16 protein-coding genes are annotated in these 19,234 nt (G+C 62.3%); 7 read left to right on the top strand and 9 right to left on the bottom strand.

The features are described 5' to 3' along the window. Nucleotides 1-114: 114 nt before the first annotated feature. Nucleotides 115-1,269: a 4-phosphoerythronate dehydrogenase PdxB gene (pdxB, locus tag KUV41_RS08900; RefSeq protein ID WP_222485637.1), complete on the bottom strand. Its 1,155-nt coding sequence runs from the start codon at nt 1,267-1,269 to the stop codon at nt 115-117. A 153-nt stretch (nt 1,270-1,422) separates the two neighbouring features. On the opposite strand from pdxB, the gene KUV41_RS08895 reads away from it, so the two are divergent. Together KUV41_RS08895 and KUV41_RS08890 are read left to right on the top strand one after the other, a co-directional pair. Then, complete coding sequence (locus KUV41_RS08895) at nt 1,423-1,704, top strand: hypothetical protein (RefSeq protein WP_206942730.1); 282 nt, start codon at nt 1,423-1,425, stop codon at nt 1,702-1,704. Between the two features lies 1 nt (nt 1,705). Beyond that, on the top strand, nt 1,706-2,068 hold the full coding sequence (locus KUV41_RS08890; RefSeq protein ID WP_222485635.1) for a hypothetical protein: 363 nt from the start codon (nt 1,706-1,708) through the stop codon (nt 2,066-2,068). A gap of 6 nt (nt 2,069-2,074) precedes the next feature. Here the strand turns inward: KUV41_RS08890 and KUV41_RS08885 are convergent, their stop codons facing one another. Both KUV41_RS08885 and rlmKL read right to left on the bottom strand, forming a co-directional pair. Next, on the bottom strand, nt 2,075-2,416 hold the full coding sequence (locus KUV41_RS08885; protein ID WP_206942734.1) for a glutaredoxin family protein: 342 nt from the start codon (nt 2,414-2,416) through the stop codon (nt 2,075-2,077). A gap of 14 nt (nt 2,417-2,430) precedes the next feature. Further along, entirely contained in the window at nt 2,431-4,797 is a 2,367-nt protein-coding gene (gene rlmKL / locus KUV41_RS08880; RefSeq protein WP_222485633.1) for a bifunctional 23S rRNA (guanine(2069)-N(7))-methyltransferase RlmK/23S rRNA (guanine(2445)-N(2))-methyltransferase RlmL, read from the bottom strand. A gap of 296 nt (nt 4,798-5,093) precedes the next feature. Here rlmKL and rmf point away from each other — a divergent pair, with 296 nt between their 5' ends. Next, complete coding sequence (gene rmf, locus KUV41_RS08875; RefSeq protein ID WP_045994893.1) at nt 5,094-5,300, top strand: ribosome modulation factor; 207 nt, start codon at nt 5,094-5,096, stop codon at nt 5,298-5,300. A 155-nt stretch (nt 5,301-5,455) separates the two neighbouring features. Here the strand turns inward: rmf and KUV41_RS08870 are convergent, their stop codons facing one another. Both KUV41_RS08870 and KUV41_RS08865 read right to left on the bottom strand, forming a co-directional pair. After that, complete coding sequence (locus tag KUV41_RS08870; RefSeq protein ID WP_222485630.1) at nt 5,456-6,472, bottom strand: quinone-dependent dihydroorotate dehydrogenase; 1,017 nt, start codon at nt 6,470-6,472, stop codon at nt 5,456-5,458. Between the two features lie 142 nt (nt 6,473-6,614). Continuing rightward, nucleotides 6,615-6,905, bottom strand: coding sequence for an encapsulin-associated ferritin-like protein (locus KUV41_RS08865; RefSeq protein ID WP_206942740.1), 291 nt, complete (start codon nt 6,903-6,905; stop codon nt 6,615-6,617). Between the two features lie 137 nt (nt 6,906-7,042). On the opposite strand from KUV41_RS08865, the gene mgtE reads away from it, so the two are divergent. Continuing rightward, nucleotides 7,043-8,395: a magnesium transporter gene (mgtE, locus tag KUV41_RS08860; RefSeq protein WP_206942742.1), complete on the top strand. Its 1,353-nt coding sequence runs from the start codon at nt 7,043-7,045 to the stop codon at nt 8,393-8,395. Nucleotides 8,396-8,674: 279 nt separating this feature from the next. Then, nucleotides 8,675-9,046 (top strand): hypothetical protein, encoded by a 372-nt coding sequence (locus tag KUV41_RS08855; protein ID WP_206942744.1) that lies wholly within the window; start codon nt 8,675-8,677, stop codon nt 9,044-9,046. Nucleotides 9,047-9,216: 170 nt separating this feature from the next. Here KUV41_RS08855 and KUV41_RS08850 read toward each other — a convergent pair whose 3' ends face one another. From KUV41_RS08850 to KUV41_RS08835, 4 genes are all read right to left on the bottom strand, one after another. Then, entirely contained in the window at nt 9,217-14,058 is a 4,842-nt protein-coding gene (locus KUV41_RS08850; RefSeq protein ID WP_222485628.1) for an NAD-glutamate dehydrogenase, read from the bottom strand. 180 nt (nt 14,059-14,238) lie between these two features. Further along, nucleotides 14,239-15,342, bottom strand: a complete 1,104-nt coding sequence (gene trmA, locus KUV41_RS08845) for a tRNA (uridine(54)-C5)-methyltransferase TrmA (RefSeq protein ID WP_206942748.1) — start codon at nt 15,340-15,342, stop codon at nt 14,239-14,241. Nucleotides 15,343-15,659: 317 nt separating this feature from the next. Beyond that, nucleotides 15,660-16,436: a glutamate racemase gene (gene murI / locus KUV41_RS08840; protein WP_222485626.1), complete on the bottom strand. Its 777-nt coding sequence runs from the start codon at nt 16,434-16,436 to the stop codon at nt 15,660-15,662. 244 nt (nt 16,437-16,680) lie between these two features. Then, a complete protein-coding gene (locus KUV41_RS08835; protein ID WP_206943167.1) occupies nt 16,681-17,223 on the bottom strand; it encodes a hemerythrin domain-containing protein in 543 nt (180 codons plus the stop codon). Nucleotides 17,224-17,449: 226 nt separating this feature from the next. Between KUV41_RS08835 and KUV41_RS08830 the strand changes: the two genes are divergently transcribed. Then, on the top strand, nt 17,450-18,802 hold the full coding sequence (locus KUV41_RS08830; RefSeq protein WP_222485624.1) for a replication-associated recombination protein A: 1,353 nt from the start codon (nt 17,450-17,452) through the stop codon (nt 18,800-18,802). Between the two features lie 150 nt (nt 18,803-18,952). After that, nucleotides 18,953-19,102 carry a hypothetical protein gene (locus tag KUV41_RS08825; RefSeq protein ID WP_206942753.1) on the top strand — a complete coding sequence of 50 codons (150 nt, stop codon included), beginning with the start codon at nt 18,953-18,955 and terminating at the stop codon, nt 19,100-19,102. Nucleotides 19,103-19,234 lie beyond the last annotated feature (132 nt).

Here is a 19,234-nt window from a genome sequence, read left to right as displayed (position 1 = left end):
GCCGCCCTTCAAGGCGGGACGTGCCCAAAAAGGCGTGCCCAAGGCTCCCGGCCACGGGTGCTCAAAGGCCATGGCCTCCCGGCTTGACTTGCCTCCTCAGCCTCAGCCTCAGCCTCACACTATGCGAAAGCCTGCGCCTGACAGCACCTTGGCCAACCGCTGTGCTTCGCCCGTCAACTCGACGCTCAGGGTCGAGAACTCGCGGCGCAGCGGATAGCTGGCGCGGCACTGGTCGAACCCCTGAGCCGGCGAGCTGGTAGCGAGCGCCTGGGCCAGCCGGTCATGATCGCGTCTGGGCTCATACACCGCGCGCATGCAGGCGCGCAGCACCTCCTCGACCGGCAGCGCTCGCTGCCAGGTCATGCGCGCCAACGCGGGTGGAGGCAACAGCTCCTGGAGCGTGACGACCTCATCCACACCAAGGTGTTCGACCAAGGCCTGATAGATCTGGTGAGTGCCACGCAGCTTGCCCTCCAGGCTGTGCCCTGCAATATGAGGAGTGCCCAGCATTACCTGGCGAGCCAGCGTCAGATCGATGGCCGGCTCCCGCTCCCATACATCCAGCAGGGCGGTCATATCGTTATCGCGCGCGAGCCTTGCGCTCAGCGCCTGCCCATCGACGCAGTCACCGCGCCCAGCGTTGAGCAGCAGGCTGCCTGGTTTCAAGGCCTCGATGCGCCCTGCATCCAGCAGGTGTCGGGTGGCGTGGGCCCCCTCCTTGACCAGCGGGGTATGCAGGCAAAGCACATCACAGCGCTCGATCAGCGTATCCAGATCGACAAACCCTTGCTGACCTTCTCGGTCTGACCGGGGAGGATCGCACAGCTCGTGGGCCACTCCCATGGCGGCCAGACGCGCCGCCAGACGCCCCCCCACATTACCGACACCCAGGATGCCCACCCGTTTATCGAGCAGCGACTCGGCCCGTCGCTCGCAGGCCAGGGCCAGAGCGGACAGCACATAATCCACCACTGGCTCGGCATTGCAGCCAGGCGCGCTGGCAAAGGCTATTCCACTCGACGCCAGGGCTTCGAGACTGACGTGATCGGTGCCGATGGTGCAGCTGCCAACGAAGGACAAGGGCGATCCCAGCGACCGCGCCTGGTTGATCAGCGCCTCATCCACTTGGGTAATGGAACGAATCACCAGCGCGCTGGCATCAGCCAGGTGATGGGCATTGATCTCGCGTCCCGGTACGCGCACCACCTCTCCCAGCGGGCCAAAACAAGCATCGGCAGCGGGCACGTTGGCGTCGACGACAATCTTCATGAACGGTTCCTGGCGGCAGGGCAATCGACAGCCCGACCCAAGATCGGGCTATTTGTGGATGAGCCTCAAGGGCTTACAATGGCCATCTTAACCGAAAAAAGACGGTGCTTGAGGCCCTCAGGTGCCGACCACTGCTGATAGACGGGAGTCGCCGTGATCGTCCGCTGGGAAACCGACCATGACTATGTCCTTGTGCATGTGCATCAGGACATGTTCGGCGACTGGATCTTCAGCCGTGCCTGGGGGCAGATCGGCACCCAGTTCGGCGGGCTCAAGCATCAGTTGGCCGATGACTATGCCCAGGCCATGATGTGGCTGGAAGACGAAAAGACCATCCTGACCTCGCGCGGTTTCAGCAAGGTCCTGGAAGCCGATGACCACAGCCCTGAAGGGCGTGAGGCCGTCGGTCAACTGTCGCTGCTGGACGCCAACTGACATGCCGGCAGCTGACGCCTCCACCACCAGCAACGCACTGGCAGCACGTTTGCGAGCCCTGCTGGAGGCCACTGAGACCCACCAGCTACCGCTGACCTACCAGCAGGCTGCCGAGGCACTGGGGCTGATGCCACCACGGACCATTCGCCGGGTTGCCGAGGCGCTGGAAGTCACCATCCACGAAGACGTGGCAGCGGGCCGCCCCTTGCTGGCCACTCTGGTGGTCAGCCGCCAGCCCCCTCACCTGCCTGGACCCGGCTTCTTCAGCCTGGCCGTTGCCCTGGGGCGCTTTCCCGAGCATCAGGACGATCACCCGCAGGCCTACCGCCAGGAGCTAGCCGCCGTCCTGGCCAGTCGGCGATGACCTTGGTCAGCGACCGCCGAATACCCGCCTACCCCGTACCAGCCTTGCGCCGACGACATGGTCTGCCTCACCCGCTTCAGTCTGCTGGACCAGCGCCCGCCACGCGCTGTGATCAAGCAGACCGCGAGCATCCAGCCAACGAGCCACGCTGTCGGCGTCGACACGCCCCTCCAGCACATCATCGGGGCGCGTCTCGTCGATCAATACAGGGATGCGCTCGGCAAAGCGCTCCAGCAGCGCCTCATCGTCGCTGATCTCGACGCTGTCGATGGCAATGTCCTCCACCGACAGCGTCTTGACCAGCGCCGCCATCTGCTCGCACAGGTGGCAACCCAGCGTGGTGATCATCACCCAGCGCCCCATCACGATGCCCGATGGCGAATCAAGAAGCAGTGGTGAAGGTCGGGGCGCCGGCTGAAGTCCGGATCAAACGTCTGGCGTGAGATGTCCTTGATCTCGAAATGCTGCTCCAACGCCTCATCCATCTTGAACCGGCGTTGGTTGTTGGAGAACACCAGAGTGCCCTCTGGGGCCAGTCGCGCCATCGCCAGCTCGACCAAGCGGGGATGGTCACGCTGGATATCCAGCGTGTCGTCCATCTTCTTGGAGTTCGAGAAGGTCGGCGGATCCATGAAGATCAGATCAAATTCGCCCTTGGCCGTCTCCAGCCAGCGCAGGCAGTCGTCACGCACGACCCGGTGGCGTGACGGGTCGAGACGGTTGAGCGCGAAGTTGTCCCGGGCCCACTCCAGGTAGGTGTTGGACATGTCGACACTGACACTGTCGCTGGCACCGGCTTGACCCTCCTTGCCACTGCCGAGTGCCGCCTGCACCGTCGCCGTCGCGGTATAGCAAAACAGGTTGAGGAAGCGCTTGCCCGCGGCCATTTCCCCGAGCATCCGACGTACCGGACGATGATCCAGAAACAGACCGGTATCCAGGTAGTCACGCAGGTTGACCCAGAAACTCGCCTGCCCCTCGCTCACCTGAAAACGCTGCCCGCTGCGACCTTGCTTCTCGTACTGCGACTTGCCCTGCTGGCGCTGGCGCTGCTTGACCACGACCTTGCCGGGCTCCACGCCAAGCACATCGGGTATCACGCCAAGGGCATCATAGAGCCGACGCTGAGCCTGGGAGGCATCGATCGACTTGGGCGGCGCATACTCCTGTACATGCACATGGTCACCGTAGACATCGATGGCCAGGGCGTACTCGGGCATGTCGGCATCGTACAAGCGATAGCAACGCTCACCGCTTCGCTTGAGCCACTTGCGCAGCTTCTTCTGGTTCTTCTCCAGACGGTTGGCGAACATCTGCGCGCCTGAACTACGAGCCGGCTGTGCCTGGCTGTCGGCCTCGCCTGCCTCTCGACGGGAGTCACGCTCTGCACTGGAGTGTTCTGGCCCCTGCCCTGGATGCGGCTGTGCGCCTTTAGGCTCGGCGCTGGCACTGCCCTGGGGATTGTGCGCAGCATCGTCGAAGGATGACGCAGGCCTCGCCTCCGTCGCCTTGTCTGTCAGCCCTTCCGCTGATGCAGATGCATCGCCCTCACGACGCTGGCCAATGTCGATCAGCAGCAGCTTGGCGTCCAACGGCCCATTGCGCAGCGCATACTGCTTGTGGGCACGCATTCCCAAGCGGTGTCCCAGATCTGGGTTGCCGGTGAACAGCGCCAGCCGCCAGCCGGAAAATTCCGCCTTGAGGCGCACACCAAGATCCGAGTACAGCCTGACCAGTTCCGGCAGCTCGCCGATTCGCTCACCATAAGGGGGGTTGCTGATCACCAGTCCAGGCAGCTCAGGGTCGAGTACCCGCGGACGTGACAGACGCTGCACGCTGGCACCATCCAGGTGAATCAGTGCCGGAATGCCGGCTCGCATGGCGTTGGTCTTGGCGGCCGTCAGAGCGGGCGGGCTCTGGTCAAAGCCGAAGATCGACGACTGCGCGCGCTTGCGCCCAAAGCTTGCTCTCGCCTGGGCCTCCCGCAGCACCTCCTGCCACAGAGCTCGGTCGTGCCCGGCCCAGCGATGGAAACCGAAACGCTCACGAGACAGGTTGGGAGCCATGTCCGCCGCCATCAGCGCCGCTTCGATCAGCAGCGTCCCGGAACCGCACATGGGGTCGATCAGGGGCGCGCCCTGCTTGGCCAACTCAGGCCAGCCGGCACGTACCAGCAGGGCCGCCGCCAGGTTCTCCTTGAGCGGAGCATGGCCCGTGTCACGACGATAGCCGCGACGATGCAGACTATCGCCGGACAGGTCGATCCCCAGCACCAGGCGCCCCCGGTGAAGGTGTGCATATAGACGCACGTCGGGTTGGCGAGTATCCACATCGGGGCGCGCCTGGCCCGAGGCGGTCAGGCGATCCACCACTCCATCCTTGACCGTCTGCGCACCGAAACGGGTATGGCGGATCTGCTCGCTGCGACCATGGAAGTCCACCGCGATGGTCGCCCCGGGGCGGACATGGCGCTGCCAGTCAATGGCCGCTGCCGCGTCGCGCAGGGAATCGGGAGTTTCCACCCCCTCGACGCGAGCCACGCAGAGGATGACCCGATTGGCCAGACGCGACCACAGACACGCTCGATAGGCACCCTCGAGGTCACCCTCGGCGTTGACTCCCGCCACGGTGGACTTACCAGGGGCGAGACCGAATGTCGCAAGCTCAGTGGCCAGCAACTGCTCGATGCCGCGTGGACAGGTCGCCAGAAGGTCTAACTTCTCAGGCACTTGCTTCTCCTACTGTGATGATGATCCTGCGAGTCATTTTTTGGCTAATCGTTCAATGACCGCTGGATGAACAGGTTGTTACAAAACAAACGTCGACAACGGCTCGTGGCTTACGCTATCAATGAAATGGTAGCTACGAGATACGACACATGTGATCCTGTCAACAAGCCTTCATTTCGTGCTTCTCACGCTAGAACGCACATCGCAAGGCTTGGGCATCACGGGCCCGTTCCACGCTCTTCCCCAATGTACGGCGGGAGCGGGTCGGATTGGTACCTTTGTCACGAGGTAGACCCATGAAACGACAGAAACGTGATCGCTTCCAGCGCGCCTATGTACACGGCTATAAGGCAGGCCTCTCGGGTAGATCCCGAGACGATTGCCCCAGCCAGGACATCAATCTACGGGAGTACTGGATGAGCGGTTGGCGTGAAGGTCGTGGGGACCAGTGGTCGGGCATGACAGGAGTGTCCGGCATTCACAAGAACCCCATGGTGCTCTGATAACGCTGTACTGTTGAGGTAAGGGAAAGACCCCGTAAGCCCATGGCCGTCAGTGCCATGGGCTTTTTGCTGCCACATTCTGCAGCACTTGTTTCAGCAACATCGTCACGCTCTTGCCCGCGGCCCCGCCAGACAACCTGCCTGGCGATGCTCCGCTAGCGGCTGGACGCCAGCGCCCTGGCCGTTTCACGGACCAGCGCCGGGCCACGATAGATAAAGCCGGAATAGAGCTGCACCAGATCCGCGCCAGCCTGCCGCTTGGACACCGCCGCCTGACCGCTGTCCACACCACCGACACCGATGATGGGCAGCTGCGGCAACGCCTCGCGTAGCTGAGCGATGACGCGGTTGGACGCATCCAGCACCGGACATCCTGACAGGCCACCTTGCTCGTCGGCATGTTCAAGCCCCGCCACCGCCTCACGCGATACCGTAGTGTTGGTCGCAATGACCGCATCGATACCGTTGCTGGCCAGCGCGCCGGCCACTAGACGCACCTCATCCTCATCCATGTCCGGCGCAATCTTGACGGCCAGCGGCACCCGGCGCCCGCTACGCTTATCCAGGCGTGTTCCCGCTTCTCGCAGACTGGCCAGCAGGCGGTCCAGGTGGTCACCGAACTGCAGGTTGCGCAATCCCGGCGTATTGGGGGACGAAATGTTCACTGCCACATAGTCGGCGTGATCGTGGACTCGCTCGAGACAGTAGAGATAGTCGGCCTCAGCGTCTTCCACCGCCGTGGTCAGGTTCTTGCCGATATTGATGCCGATGACGCCGCGATAGCGGCTGGCCTTGACCCGCTCCACCAGATGGTCGACACCGTGGTTATTGAAGCCCATGCGATTGATGATCGCGCCGCGCTCCGGCAGCCGGAACAGCCTCGGCTTGGGGTTACCGGACTGCGCTCGCGGCGTCACGGTGCCTACTTCCACGAAACCAAAGCCCAGCGCCCCGAGCGCATCGAGGTGGTCAGCATTCTTGTCCAACCCGGCCGCCAGACCAATACGATTGGGAAAGGTCAGCCCCATCACGGTGGTCGGGTCATCTACCGGCGCTCCCGCCATCCATCGCGTGGCCTTGACCCGCGCCGCCCAGTCCAGTGACGTAAGCGAGAGGTCATGAGCCCGTTCAGGGTCGAGGCGAAACAGCAGAGAGCGGGCGAGATCGTACATGACATCTCCGGAACGAGAAAAAGACGAGGGCGTGCGGCCGGGCGCGAGTATAGCGCAGCCACGCCTTTACGACGACGCCCTGCATCAAGGGTCATGAATTTTGCCCCAGCGAGCTTTCCTCCCCGGGGCAGTCAACGCTCGTTCAATGGCCGATATCGCCGTCAGTAAACAGAAACTCGCGCAGATACTTGTCCATGACGGGATCCTTGCGACGCAGCCACTCCAGGGTCATGGCAGCGTGTTCCTTCTCCTCATCGCGGTTATGTTCGAGGATCTTGCGTAGATCGTCGTCCTTGCAGGCATCTACGCGCTGGTTGTACCAGTCTACCGCCTCCAGTTCCTCCATCAGCGACACGATGGCGCGATGGTAATCACGGGTCTGAGCCGTCAGCTCTTCCACCGGCTCATGGTAGCCCTCGCTCGATCCGGCCATGTGCAACTCCTTTTCTTTGCAAACAGTTGTGGTCTACTGGTGTCCTGATTCACACGTTGGTGGCAAAGGACTTCTGCCCAATCAACGTAGGACACGAACGTTGCCTTGTCAGTCAGCAACATATGCCGGGAGGGACCATGACAGAAGTGACCGAGACCTTTGAAAGCCAGCTGTCGCGCATCCACCTGGCCCTGGAAGATGAAAACTCGCAGGAAGTCTCCGATGTCCTCGAGGATCTCGAACCTGCCGAGGTAGCTCTGCTGCTTGAGTCGCTGCCGCTGAGCGAGCGCATAAAGCTGTGGGAACAGGTGCCATCAGAGGACGATGGCGAAGTACTGCTGCACGTTCACGATGAGGTCCGCAGCACCCTCATCGAGGACATGGATCCAGAGGAAATCGTGGCGGCCACCGCCTCGCTGGACACCGCTGACCTGGCCGAGCTGTTCGAGGACCTGCCCAAGCAGGTGGCCGAGGACATGCTGCGTACCATGGACGAAATGCAGCGCACACGCCTGCAGGAGACGCTGTCGTTCGAGGAAGACAGCGCCGGTCGCCTGATGCGCACCGACGCCATTGGGGTGCGCTCGGACGTGACGCTGGAAACCGTACAGCGCTTCCTGCGCTGGAAGGAGTCGATTCCGGACAACACCGACAACCTGATGGTGGTGGACCGCATCGGCCACTTCGTTGGGGTCTTGCCATTGGCCCGACTGGTCTCCCACGACCAGGAAACGTCGGTGGTCGAGCTGATGGACGCCGACGTCGACGTCATCCAGGGGGATATGAAAGCCCGCGACGTCGCCACCCTGTTCCAGACCCACGACCTGACGTCGGCACCCGTGGTGGACAACGATGGGATGTTGCTCGGCCGTATCGTCATCGACGATATCGTCGACGTCATCCAGGAAAACTCCGAACAGGCGCTGATGAACATGGCCGGCCTGGATGAAGAGGAAGACCTCTTCGCCCCGGTGTTGCCCAGCGCCAAACGCCGTGCCGTGTGGCTGGGCATCAACCTGCTGACGGCTTTCCTGGCGGCGTGGGTCATCGGGCAGTTCGAAGATGCGCTGGAGAAGGTGGTCGCGCTGGCGGTGCTGATGCCCATCGTCGCCAGCATGGGCGGCATCGCCGGCAGTCAGACTCTGACACTGGCCATCCGTGGTCTGGCCCTGGGACAGATCAGCAAGACCAACAGCAACTGGCTGCTCAGAAAGGAAGTCGGCATCGCCTTGCTCAACGGCGTGGTGTGGGCGCTGGTAGTCGCCGTACTGGCGGTCCTCTGGTTCAAGAGCATGGCCATTGGCGCCATCATCGCCGCCGCCCTGGTGATCAACATGCTGGCTGCCGGCGTCTGCGGCATCGTGATTCCGCTGATTCTCAAGCGCATGAACATCGACCCGGCCCTGTCGGGCTCGGTCATCCTGACCACGGTCACGGATGTCATCGGCTTCATGTCATTCCTGGGTCTGGCGACCATCTTCCTGCTCTAACCCGCATCGCCCCCACCAAGCCCTTGCGGGCTGGGTGGGGCGAGCGGTCCCCTCTCTGGCGGTGATGGCCGGTGATGGCCTGTGCTCTGTATCGCCCGCCGCGAATTCATGCCCAGCACCGCCTCGTTACCCACGGCAGCCATCTGTCTCCTTTAAGCGACATATAGCGTCGCAATCTCTCTACTCTTGTGCTGATTGCTGTATTCGTTAGCATGGTCACCAAGGCGCACGGATATTGCGCCGGTCTGCACTGTCCCGAACGGAAAAAGGAGAGACCGCATGATGACCAAGACCCGCTCCATGATGCTCGTGCTGGGCGCCGCTTCTCTGGTAGGCCTGGCTGGCTGTGCCAGCGATAGCGCGTCAATGGAAAAACAGAGCACCGACTACATCGTCACCGGACTCGGCGATGATCGTCAGGAGGCGCTGGAAGAGGCCAAGGAACGCGCACTGGAGCAGTGCGAGGCCCAGGATCGTGATGAGTTCATCATTGAAGAGCAGCAAGTGCTGGGTCCCAACACCAGCGCCGAGAAGCGCGAACGCGCTGAGGCCATGGTCGAAGGCGGCACCGTCAGCGAGGACACCAACCTGGCCGCGCTGAACGACGATAGTGCCGAGTTCAAGGCGATCTGGAGCATCAGCTGCCGCTGATATCAGCATTCCAGCAACGGCCATGACACAAGAAGGGCGCCCCGAGGGGCGCCCTTCTTGTTGTCTACCATCAGCTGTCTACCATCAGCCGTCTACCATAACGACTGCCAACAGGCAGCGGCAGTGAGGGCATCAGTATGATGCCCTCGACGGCGCGCGGGTGATGGCGGTTACACCTCGCTGTTGCTCTCTGCCAGGTCGACCAGTTCGCGCACAGCCACGGCGAACAGCGGGAAGCCACCCTGGGCGCCACTCTCGACCTCGTTGATCAGACGACACCAGCGCTTGTGCATCGACTCATGATGCTTGAGCCACTGCTCGACACGCCCGGCGGTATCACGCGCACCGCTTTCCATGGTCAACACGCTGGCGGTCAAGGCCATCTGCTGACGCTCGATATCGTCGCGGAAGGTCTCGCGGGCCTTGGACTGCCAGCCATCCTTCACCGGCAGAGCGGTCACCTGCTGGATCATCCAGGGAAGTTCCAGGCGAGCCCCGATCTCGTAGCAGACCTCGGCCACTTTCTGCGGCTTCTCGTTGACCTGGCGCGCGGTCTGGATAATACCCAGCGCCGTGTACAGGCTATCGGTGGCGGCGACGGTCGATGCCAGCGCCTCAGGCACTCCTGCGGCGACCAGTTCATCACGACGGGCCTGCCAGGCCTCGAGGTCTTCACCGCGCAGGCGCTTGCCGATGTTCTCCTGCAGCTGAGCGATGCGCGGTGCAAAGTACTCGATGCAATCCGCGGCAGACTGGCCAGAACGGTTACGCAGGAACCAGCGTGACGCCCGGCGGATCATCCGCATCAGGTCCAGCATCATGCTGTACTGGATGTCCGTGGACACCTTGTTGTCCAGCGCCTCGATCTGTTCCCACAGCTTCGGCAACTGGAAGCTGTCTCGGGCAATCACGTAGGCACGGGCAATATCGGCACGTCCCATCCCGGTGGAGTCGATCAACCGGCGCGTGAACACGATGCCCATATGGTCGACCAGATCGTTGGCCAGCTGGGTCGCGACAATTTCACGCTTGAGGCGGTGGCTGAACACCTGGTCACGGTAGCGCTCCACCAGACTCTGGGGGAAGGCCCGCGCGGCATGCTGCGCAATCACTTCGTCGTCAGGCACGTCCGAGGCGATCAAATCGCCCTTGAGGGTGCTCTTGGCGTAAGAGATCAGCACCGACAGCTCCGGCAACACCATGCCTTGATCGTTGGCGGCCCGCTCCTGAAGTTCTTCGTCGGACGGCAGGAACTCCAGCTCACGGTCGATCTGACCTGCGGCTTCGAGCTCGCTGATGAAGCGACGATAGGGACCGATGCCCTGCAGCGACAGACGCTCGGAGAGATCCAGCGCCTGGGTCTGACGATAGTTGTCGGTCAGCACCAGCTCACTGACTTCCTCGGTCATGTCCGCCAGCAGCTGATTACGCTGCTTCTCGGTCATGTCGCCGTTGGCCACCACTTCATCGATCAGGATCTTGATGTTGACCTCGTGATCGGAACAGTTGACCCCGCCCGCGTTGTCGATGAAGTCGGTGTTGACCCGCACACCCCGAGTGGCAGCTTCCATGCGCCCACGCTGGGTCAGGCCAAGGTTACCGCCCTCGCCCACTACCTTGCAGTTGAGCTCATTGCCATTGATGCGCAGCACGTCGTTGGCCTTGTCACCGACCTCGGCATCGGTTTCGGTACTGGCCTTGACGTAGGTACCAATGCCGCCGTTCCAGATCAGGTCGACGCGGGAGCGCAGCATGGCCTGAATCAAGTCATTGGGTGCCAGCTTGTCCTCGGTAATACCGAAGGCGTCTTTCATCTGCGGCGTGATGCTGATGGACTTGGCCGCACGGGAGAAGATGCCACCGCCCTCGGAGATCAGGCTCTCGTCGTAGTCCTGCCAGCTGGAGCGAGGCAGCTCGAACAGACGCTTGCGCTCCTTGAAGCTGGACGCGGCATCCGGCGTCGGATCGACGAAGATATGCAGGTGGTTGAAGGCCCCGACCAGGCGAATGGTCTCGGACAACAGCATGCCATTGCCGAACACGTCGCCCGCCATGTCGCCGATACCGACGACACTGAATTCGTCGGACTGGGTGTCGACCCCAAGACCGCGGAAGTGACGCTTGACCGACTCCCAGGCCCCCTTGGCGGTGATCCCCATCTTCTTGTGGTCATAGCCGTTGGCACCGCCGGAGGCGAAGGCATCGCCCAGCCAGTGGCCGTACTCCAGGGAAATCTCGTTGGCGATATCAGAGAAGGTTGCCGTGCCCTTGTCCGCCGCCACGACCAGGTAGGGGTCGGCGTCATCATGGCGCACCACGTTCTGGGGCGGAACTACCTCGCCGCCGACCAGATTGTCGGTCACGTCCAGCAAGGCGCGAATGAAGGTCTGATAGCAGGCAATGCCTTCCTTCTGCACCGTTTCACGATCGGCCCCCTCGGGCATGCGCTTGCAGACAAAGCCGCCCTTGGCACCGACCGGCACGATCACCGAGTTCTTGACCTGCTGCGCCTTGACCAGCCCCAGCACTTCGGTGCGGAAGTCCTCGTGGCGATCGGACCAGCGCAGGCCGCCGCGGGCCACCTTGCCACCGCGCAGGTGGACCCCTTCAACCCTGGGAGAACACACGAAGATCTCGAACATCGGGCGCGGCTTGGGCATGCCCGTCACCTTGGACGGCTCCAGCTTGAAGGCCAGGTAGTCCTTGAAGCCGCCCTCGTCGGTCTTCTGGTAATAGTTGGTCCGAAGCGTCGCCATGATCAGCTCTACATAGCGGCGCAGCAGACGATCGTCATTGAGGCTGGCCACATCGTCGAGCAGGGTGTTGATGCGCTCGACGCATGCCTCGACCTCGCCTTCGTCAGGACGATCCTCTGGGTCAAAGCGCAGTTCGAACAGGGTCACCAGCTCGCGGGTGATGTGCGGATGCGCGACCAGCGTATTGGCGATGAAATTCTGAGAGATGCCGAAGCGAATCTGCTTGAGGTAGCGCGCATAGGAGCGCAGCATCGCGACCTCGCGCCAATCCAGATTGGCACCAATGATCAAGCGGTTGAAGCGATCATTGTCCGCCTCACCGGCCCAGATACGCTGGAAAGCCTCGACAAACGGCTTGCGCATCTCCTGCAGATTGACCTCGGTGGCCGTGTGATGCTCCAGATCGAAGTCATGGATCCAGTAGCTCGCATCCACGGCTTCGACCTCGTAGGGTCGCTCACCGATCACTCGCAGGCCAAGGTTTTCCATCATCGGAAGAACGTCAGACAGCGGAATCTGGCTGCCCTTGTGGAACAGCTTGAGATTGACGCCGCTGCCCTCTTCTTCGATCAGCCGATACAGCGACAGTGCCAGCGGCTTGCCGTTGTCGAGCTCGCCGATGTGCTGCAGGTCATAGACCGCGGTGCGGGCACTGAAATCGTCCTGGTAACCCGCCTGGAAAGCGTCACGGAAGCGGGCCAGCAGATGATTGGCCTGTTCCTCGCCGTATCCATCGATGGCCGCATTGAGCAGATCATCACGCCAGTTGCGAGCCAGTCGGGCCAGCTTCTCTTCGAGCGCCTTGATGTCGTAGTCGCTTGGCGCCTCTCCGTTAAAGCGCAGGATGAACTGGATACGTGCCAGCACCGACTCGGACAGGTACGTATTGAAGTCACCGAAGGTAGCGTCGAGTTCCTCGCACAGCACGCGCTGCAGCCGCAGTCGCAGCTCGGTGGAGAACACATCACGAGGCACAAACACCAGGCAGGAGTAGAACTGGCCGAAGCGATCCTCGCGAATGAACAGACGCACGCGGCGACGCTCGCGGATGTCGAGAATGCCCAGTGCCGTCTGCGCCAGCTCGTCGGTGTCGATCTGGAACAGGTCATCGCGCGGATAGACCTCCAGAATCTGCGTCAGCTGCTTGCCGTTATGGCCCTTGGGGTTGAAGCCGGCAATGTCCATGACCGCCTTGAGCTTACGCCGAAGGATCGGAATGTGGCGCGGAGAGTCGTTGTACACCCCGGACGTGAACAGGCCAAGGAAGCGGCGCTCGCCGATCACGTTACCCTGGTCGTCGTAGCGATCGATGGTGACGTAGTCCGGGTAGGTCGGACGGTGCACCCGCGCATGAAATGCGCTCTTGGCAAAGGACAGCAGCTGCGGAACCAGGACGTAACGATCCCCCTCGACCCCCTGGTCGGTGCGGATACGCTGGCGATACTGCGCCTCGGACAGGCGGAACAGTCCTAGTTCGCTGCCGTCCACTTGATTGAGACTCTGCCCCCCATTGGACCCATCGACGCTGAATTCGTCATAGCCCAGGAAGGTAAAGTTGTCTTCCAGCATCCACTCCAGGAAGGCCACCGCCTCGGCGTGGTCGTCCTTGTTCACCGGTCCGGGGCAGCAGGTGTTCAGCTCATCGATGGCTTCGCGGATGCGCGCACGCATCGGCTCGAAATCCGCCACGGCAGTGCGGACTTCCTGCAAGACTTCCTGCAGGCTCTGCTCGATGGCGGCCAGCTCGGCGGGATCGGAGTGGCGGTCGACCTCGATGGCGATCAGCGACTCGCGCTGCTCCGGTGCGTCCTTGTCACGCGGAGAGGCCAGGCGCACCACCCGGTGCTGCTCGTCCCGGGCCACCGACAGCACCGAGTTGTGGATCGCATGCACCGTCATGCCACGACGATTCAGCTCGATACGCACGGAATCCACCAGAAACGGCATGTCCTTATGCAACACGGCCACGAAGGTGTGGGTCGATTGCCAGCCGTGCTCCTCGAAGTCAGGGTTCATCACCTTGACCTTGGGCGAGGCAGAGTCAAACTGCTGCAGGAAGTGCCATACCGAGAGAGTGGCGCCGTAGAGATCGTCCAGGCGACGCTCGGTCAGATCTTCCAGCGGAATCGTGGAGTAGAAGTGACGAGCGAAGTTACTCACCTGGCCGGCCTTGTCCTGATCGAGTCGCCCCTCGAGCCTTTCCTCGAGCTGCTTCAGCAGATCTTCGCGACTGTCATCCTGTGCGACGTGTAACATCCTCACCTCGGTTGGCGGCGGCCACTTCACTGTGGCCAGTTGAACGGTTATGACGAGCGTAGTGCATGGTCGCCAAGCTTACGGCAATCCCTTCCTCTCCCCCATCCAGATGCCCGCCTTCTCATGGAGCATGACGGTTGCGCATCGGTCTTGACAGCGGCCTCAGCTTGCGCCTTGGTGCTAGCGGCGCTCCAGCAGTACGCCACATTCACAATGATGGGTGAAAGGAAACTGGTCAAACAGAGCAAACCTCACCACATCATGGGTCTGGGTCAGCTGTTCAAGATTGTCGGCCAGGGTGTCAGGGTTGCAGGAAATATAGACGATACGCTGATACTCGCTCAGCTGTGCGCAGCTGTCGGCGTCCAGGCCGGCCCGCGGGGGATCGACCAGCACTGTCGAGAAGTCATAGCCGTCCAGGGCCATTTCGTCGACACGTCGTCCGCCCTTGTCCCCTTTCAGCGCAGCCGAGAAATCCTCGGCAGACATCCGGGCGACGACGGCGTTGGTCACCTGGTTGGCCTCCAGATTGACCTTGGCACTGGCCACTGATGTGCGCGAAATCTCGGTGGCGAGGACCCGACGGAAGTTCTCGGCCAGCGCGATGGTGAAGTTGCCATTGCCGCAATAGAGCTCTACCAGGTCACTGTGCTGGCTCCCGGCGGTGACATCGCGGGCCCAGCTCAGCATGGCGGAGCAGATCTGTGCATTGGGCTGGGTGAAGCTGTTTTCGACCTGCTGGTAGTGCAGGGTACGGCCATCCACCTCCAGACGCTCCCACACGTGATCGCGCGTCAGCACAATACGCTGCTTGCGCGATCGGCCGATGATCATCACTCCAAGCGCCTGCTCCAGCGCGCGCGCATCCGCCTCCCAGTCGTCCTCCAGCGGGCGGTGGTAGATCAGGCTGACCAAGGTTTCCCCCGCCAGCGTCGAGAGAAACTCGACCTGAAACAGCTTGCGTCGCATCACCGGGTTGTCGCGTATGGCATCCAGCAGGGCTGGCATCAGGGCGTTGATCCGCTCGCTGGCCACGGCGAACTGATCCATACGCACCAGCGCCTTGTCAGAAGGATCGTCGGGATTGACCTCGAACATCACATAGTAGAGATCATCCCCTTCGTGCCACACCCTGAACTCGCAGCGTTGGCGATAGTGGCTCGGCGGTGACGGATAGACCTCGAGGGCCGGCGGCGAGAAGCGGGCAAACTGAGCTTCCAGGCGCTCGCGCTTGGCGTCTAGCTGTTCGGTATAGCGTTCAGGGTCAACAACAGGTATGGCCACAATGACTCCGCAACAAACATTGGATAGTAGAGAAACCAGAGAAAAACAGGGTAGACAGACAGCGTCGGCAGCAAGCGCTGTCAGCAAGAACCGTCAAAACGAGCTGTCATAAAGCGCTGTCATAAAGCGCTCTCATCAAGAACTGCCAGAACGAGCAGCGACCAAGGCGACATCAAGACGGCATCAGGGCGACATCAAGACGACATTGGATGTCCGGCTCTGCTTTATCCGACCCAGCGCAACCCGGCCCAGCGCTGCCCGACCCCGCCGGACAGCCTCAAGGCTGGCACGCACAGGCTCCACGTCAGGCAGACGCTTTACACCGTCGGCAGCTGGCGAACCGCGTCGAAACCAAAGCGCGACAGCCCAGGCTCCAGCGCCGGCGACGATGCCGTCAGCCAGGCGCACTGCGCTCCCTGGCGCGCATCGGGTTGCTGCATCACTTGAACCGTGCGCCGGGCAATGGCGTCCCCCGAGTCGATCCAGGTGATGGCTCGCGGCATGACCTCGTCCAGCCAAGGCAACAGCAGGGGAAAATGGGTACAGCCGAGCACAACCGTATCCACCAGCGGATCGTCGATCAGCGGCGCCAGGGCGTGACGCACCACCTCAAGATCCACCGCTCGCCCTGCCAGCTGGTGCTCAGCCTGGGTCACCAGCGCATCTGCGGCGACCTTCTTTACCCGACAATGAGGGGCGTAGCTATCGATCAGTCGCTGCGTGTACGGCCTTGATACCGTCGCACTGGTGGCCAACAACGCCAGACAGCCGCTGCGTGATGCCAACGCAGCAGGCTTGATGGCGGGTACGGTACCCACCACGGGCAGCGCAAGACGTTCACGAAGCTCGTTGAGCGCCAACGTGCTGGCGGTATTGCAGGCCACCACCAGGGTATCTGCAGAGGTCGCGTCGACGGCGGCAGCACACACCGTAACGATACGCTGGACCAGCCAGTCATCAGGGCGGATGCCATAGGGCATCATGGCGTTGTCACAGCAATACGCCATTGCTGTCTCGGGCAGGTGCTGGCGCAGCGACCGAACCACCGACAGCCCGCCAACCCCTGAGTCGAAAACCAGTACAGGACCCGCCATCAGTCCCCCACGCCATCAACGATCACACGAAGGCCCATCCTCGGCGACGATGGGCCCTTGGTACGGCGACGAAGAAGATATTGAACGGGAGCAGACACAGGATATGGCGCCATGATCATCATGGCGCCATTCTACCCGAGAGGATGCAGCGGAGTCAGCAGCAGCGCGAGTCAAGCGCCACCGCCGTTACCGCCATTTACCCTGGAGTGACGTGTCAGATGGAAGGTTGCGGGCGCACCGACTGTCAGGCCGGCATGGGTTCTTCCCTGAGCTCTGCGTAGAGTTCCGGGTAGGCCCCCTGCAGCCTCTCGAGCTCAGAGGTGGCGTGTTCCGGCAAGGCATGCGCCAGCCGTTCGAGGTCCTCGTCAGAGAAGTGCTCGCTGATCAGCGGAAACAGCTCTTCTCGCTCCTGGCGCAGGTAGGTCCGGTGGCTGTCGAGGTAGTCGCGCAGGTCGCTGGAGAACTGGTCCATGGGAACAGCGACGTCCATCAGAATCATGTCGATGTCGCGAGACAGGCGGGAGAGCCTTGCCTTGAGCTTGCGGTAGTCTCCGGAGAGGCGCTCGGCGATGTCTTCGCTGGCAGGCGCCACCTCCCTGAGGCGATCGGTGCAGATCTGTTCCAGCGGCAGCGTGAAGCCTGCCATGTAGTCGAGAATGTAATCGACCACCTCCCTGACAAGCTGGAAATTGGGCCGCTCTCCCTGAGCGAGGGTCTTTTGCTTGAGTTGCAGGACGTGCAGTATGCGCGCCATGTTGGCGTGATCCCGTCGCAGTTGCTTTAGCATGGGCATGACGGAAACCTCCTGTGGTCAGCGTGAGCTGAAGGCACCCTAGCTTAGACTGGCCTTCTCGGATCAGGTTCCGGATCGATCACACACCGGAATGTATCACCCTAGACGCATAATCACGTTTCTGCCCGACGAATTCCACCACATAAGTAATGAACGATTTCTTACAATCCGCCTAAGCATTAACCTCTGGCGCATTTTTCCATTTGAGCAGGAGTCGGCGATGGACATGTTTCAACAGGCCCACCAGGAAGACGCAGCGCCGCTGGCCTGGCGCATGCGCCCGAGAACCCTCGACGACTACCTGGGACAGCCATCGCTGGTGGGCCCGGGCAAGCCTCTGCGGCGCATGGTGGAAGCCGGACAACTTCGCTCGATGATCCTGTGGGGCCCCCCGGGAGTCGGCAAGACCACCCTGGCAGACATCCTGGCACACGCCTCCCAGTCACGCCTGGAACACCTGTCTGCGGTAATGGCTGGGGTCAAGGACATTCGCGAGGTCGTCGAGCGGGCCCGGGCGGCCCAGGGACAAGGCCAGACCACGGTGCTGTTTCTGGATGAGATTCACCGCCTCAACAAGAGCCAGCAGGATGCCTTGCTGCCCCACGTGGAGTCAGGCCTGCTGACGCTGATTGGCGCCACCACGGAGAATCCGTCCTTCGAGGTCAATTCGGCGCTGCTGTCCAGAGCGCGAGTCCATGTGCTCAAGGCCCTGGATGACGACGCCCTGATCCAGGTGATGCGCCGAGCGCTGAGCGATACACAGCGAGGCCTTGGCCAGCGCAATATCCAGGTCGACGATGAGGTACTGGCCACCCTGGCCAGGGCCGCCGCGGGCGACGCACGCCGCGCCCTAGGCCTGCTCGAGACCGCCTGCGATTTCACCGTTCCCTCCAGCGCGCCCCAGGGCCCGGGAGAACGGCTTGAGGCCGGGGTGCTCGACGACGTTATCGGCCACACGGCGAGCGCCTTCGACAAGCAGGGAGATGCCTACTATGACCTGTTATCGGCCATCCACAAGTCCGTGCGATCTTCCCGTCCAGATGCTGCCCTGCTGTACATGGCGAGGTTCATTCAGGGCGGTGGTGACCCTCTTGATGTGGTGCGCAGACTGGCCGCGATTGCCTCGGAGGACGTCGGCAATGCCGATCCGCGCTGCCTGCCCCTGGTGATGTCGGCGTGGGACGCCTATCTGCGCCTGGGAGACTACGAGGGACAGCGCGCTATCGCCCATGCCGCGATCCACCTGGCGGTGGCGCCCAAGAGCAACGCCATCGACCAGGCCTGGAAAAAGGCGCAGGCATTCGTCGCGTCACAACCACGCCTGGAGGTGCCCACCTACCTGCGTAACGCACCGACCAAACTGATGGCGTCCCTCGGCCATGGCGACGGCTACCGCTATGCCCACAATGAACCCAACGGATACCCAGCGGGTAGCCAGCACGACTGCTGGCCGGAGGAGCTACCCGTTCAGGCGTTCTATCAGCCGTCTGACTACGGCCAGGAAGAGCGCTTCAAGCGCATCATGGATTGGCGTGCACAGCTGGACAGGACAGCCGACGGGAACAGCGACTGATCACCCATCACCCGCCGCAGGGGCGCTGTGGCGGGCCCTGTCCGCCCTGTTAGCGTTGCAGCACAGGGCGCAACGTCAAGGATAGGTCCCTCGCGACGACTACCTCCCATGCCAGGGCCCACGATGGGCCTTGTCCCCGGAGGAACGCCCATGACTACCACCCCTGTTCAGCAAGCTCGCAAGATTCTGGTCCGCAACGCCCGCCACCCCAACCACCACGACCTGCTGCTCGCCTATGCGCGCCAGCAGGCCACGCCGGCAGTGCGGCGCGCCCTGTTCAAGCTGCTGTTCGAGCAATGACCACCCCCGCGCCGTCTCTCCCCCCGGCGTGTTTCACCCCCGCCGTGTTTCACCCCCGCCGTCTTTCACCCCCGCGGTCTTTCAGGTAGCTGAGTGGGAAACGAAGGGCGGCGGATGACACCCACGCTAGCG

Origin of the sequence: Halomonas sp. DP8Y7-1, from assembly GCF_019801685.1 — a bacterium.
GTDB lineage: Bacteria > Pseudomonadota > Gammaproteobacteria > Pseudomonadales > Halomonadaceae > Halomonas > Halomonas litopenaei_A.
Note: the sequence above shows the minus strand (reverse complement) of the source record. Positions and strands in the feature narration are given on the sequence as shown.

Coding starts and splice junctions, on each gene's coding strand:
- pdxB (WP_222485637.1), bottom strand. CDS start 1,269: ATGAAGATTGTCGTCGACGCCAACGTGCCCGCTGCCGATGCTTGTTTT.
- KUV41_RS08890 (WP_222485635.1), top strand. CDS start 1,706: ATGCCGGCAGCTGACGCCTCCACCACCAGCAACGCACTGGCAGCACGT.
- KUV41_RS08885 (WP_206942734.1), bottom strand. CDS start 2,416: ATGATCACCACGCTGGGTTGCCACCTGTGCGAGCAGATGGCGGCGCTG.
- rmf (WP_045994893.1), top strand. CDS start 5,094: ATGAAACGACAGAAACGTGATCGCTTCCAGCGCGCCTATGTACACGGC.
- KUV41_RS08870 (WP_222485630.1), bottom strand. CDS start 6,472: ATGTACGATCTCGCCCGCTCTCTGCTGTTTCGCCTCGACCCTGAACGG.
- KUV41_RS08865 (WP_206942740.1), bottom strand. CDS start 6,905: ATGGCCGGATCGAGCGAGGGCTACCATGAGCCGGTGGAAGAGCTGACG.
- mgtE (WP_206942742.1), top strand. CDS start 7,043: ATGACAGAAGTGACCGAGACCTTTGAAAGCCAGCTGTCGCGCATCCAC.
- KUV41_RS08855 (WP_206942744.1), top strand. CDS start 8,675: ATGATGACCAAGACCCGCTCCATGATGCTCGTGCTGGGCGCCGCTTCT.
- KUV41_RS08850 (WP_222485628.1), bottom strand. CDS start 14,058: ATGTTACACGTCGCACAGGATGACAGTCGCGAAGATCTGCTGAAGCAG.
- murI (WP_222485626.1), bottom strand. CDS start 16,436: ATGGCGGGTCCTGTACTGGTTTTCGACTCAGGGGTTGGCGGGCTGTCG.
- KUV41_RS08835 (WP_206943167.1), bottom strand. CDS start 17,223: ATGCTAAAGCAACTGCGACGGGATCACGCCAACATGGCGCGCATACTG.
- KUV41_RS08830 (WP_222485624.1), top strand. CDS start 17,450: ATGGACATGTTTCAACAGGCCCACCAGGAAGACGCAGCGCCGCTGGCC.
- KUV41_RS08825 (WP_206942753.1), top strand. CDS start 18,953: ATGACTACCACCCCTGTTCAGCAAGCTCGCAAGATTCTGGTCCGCAAC.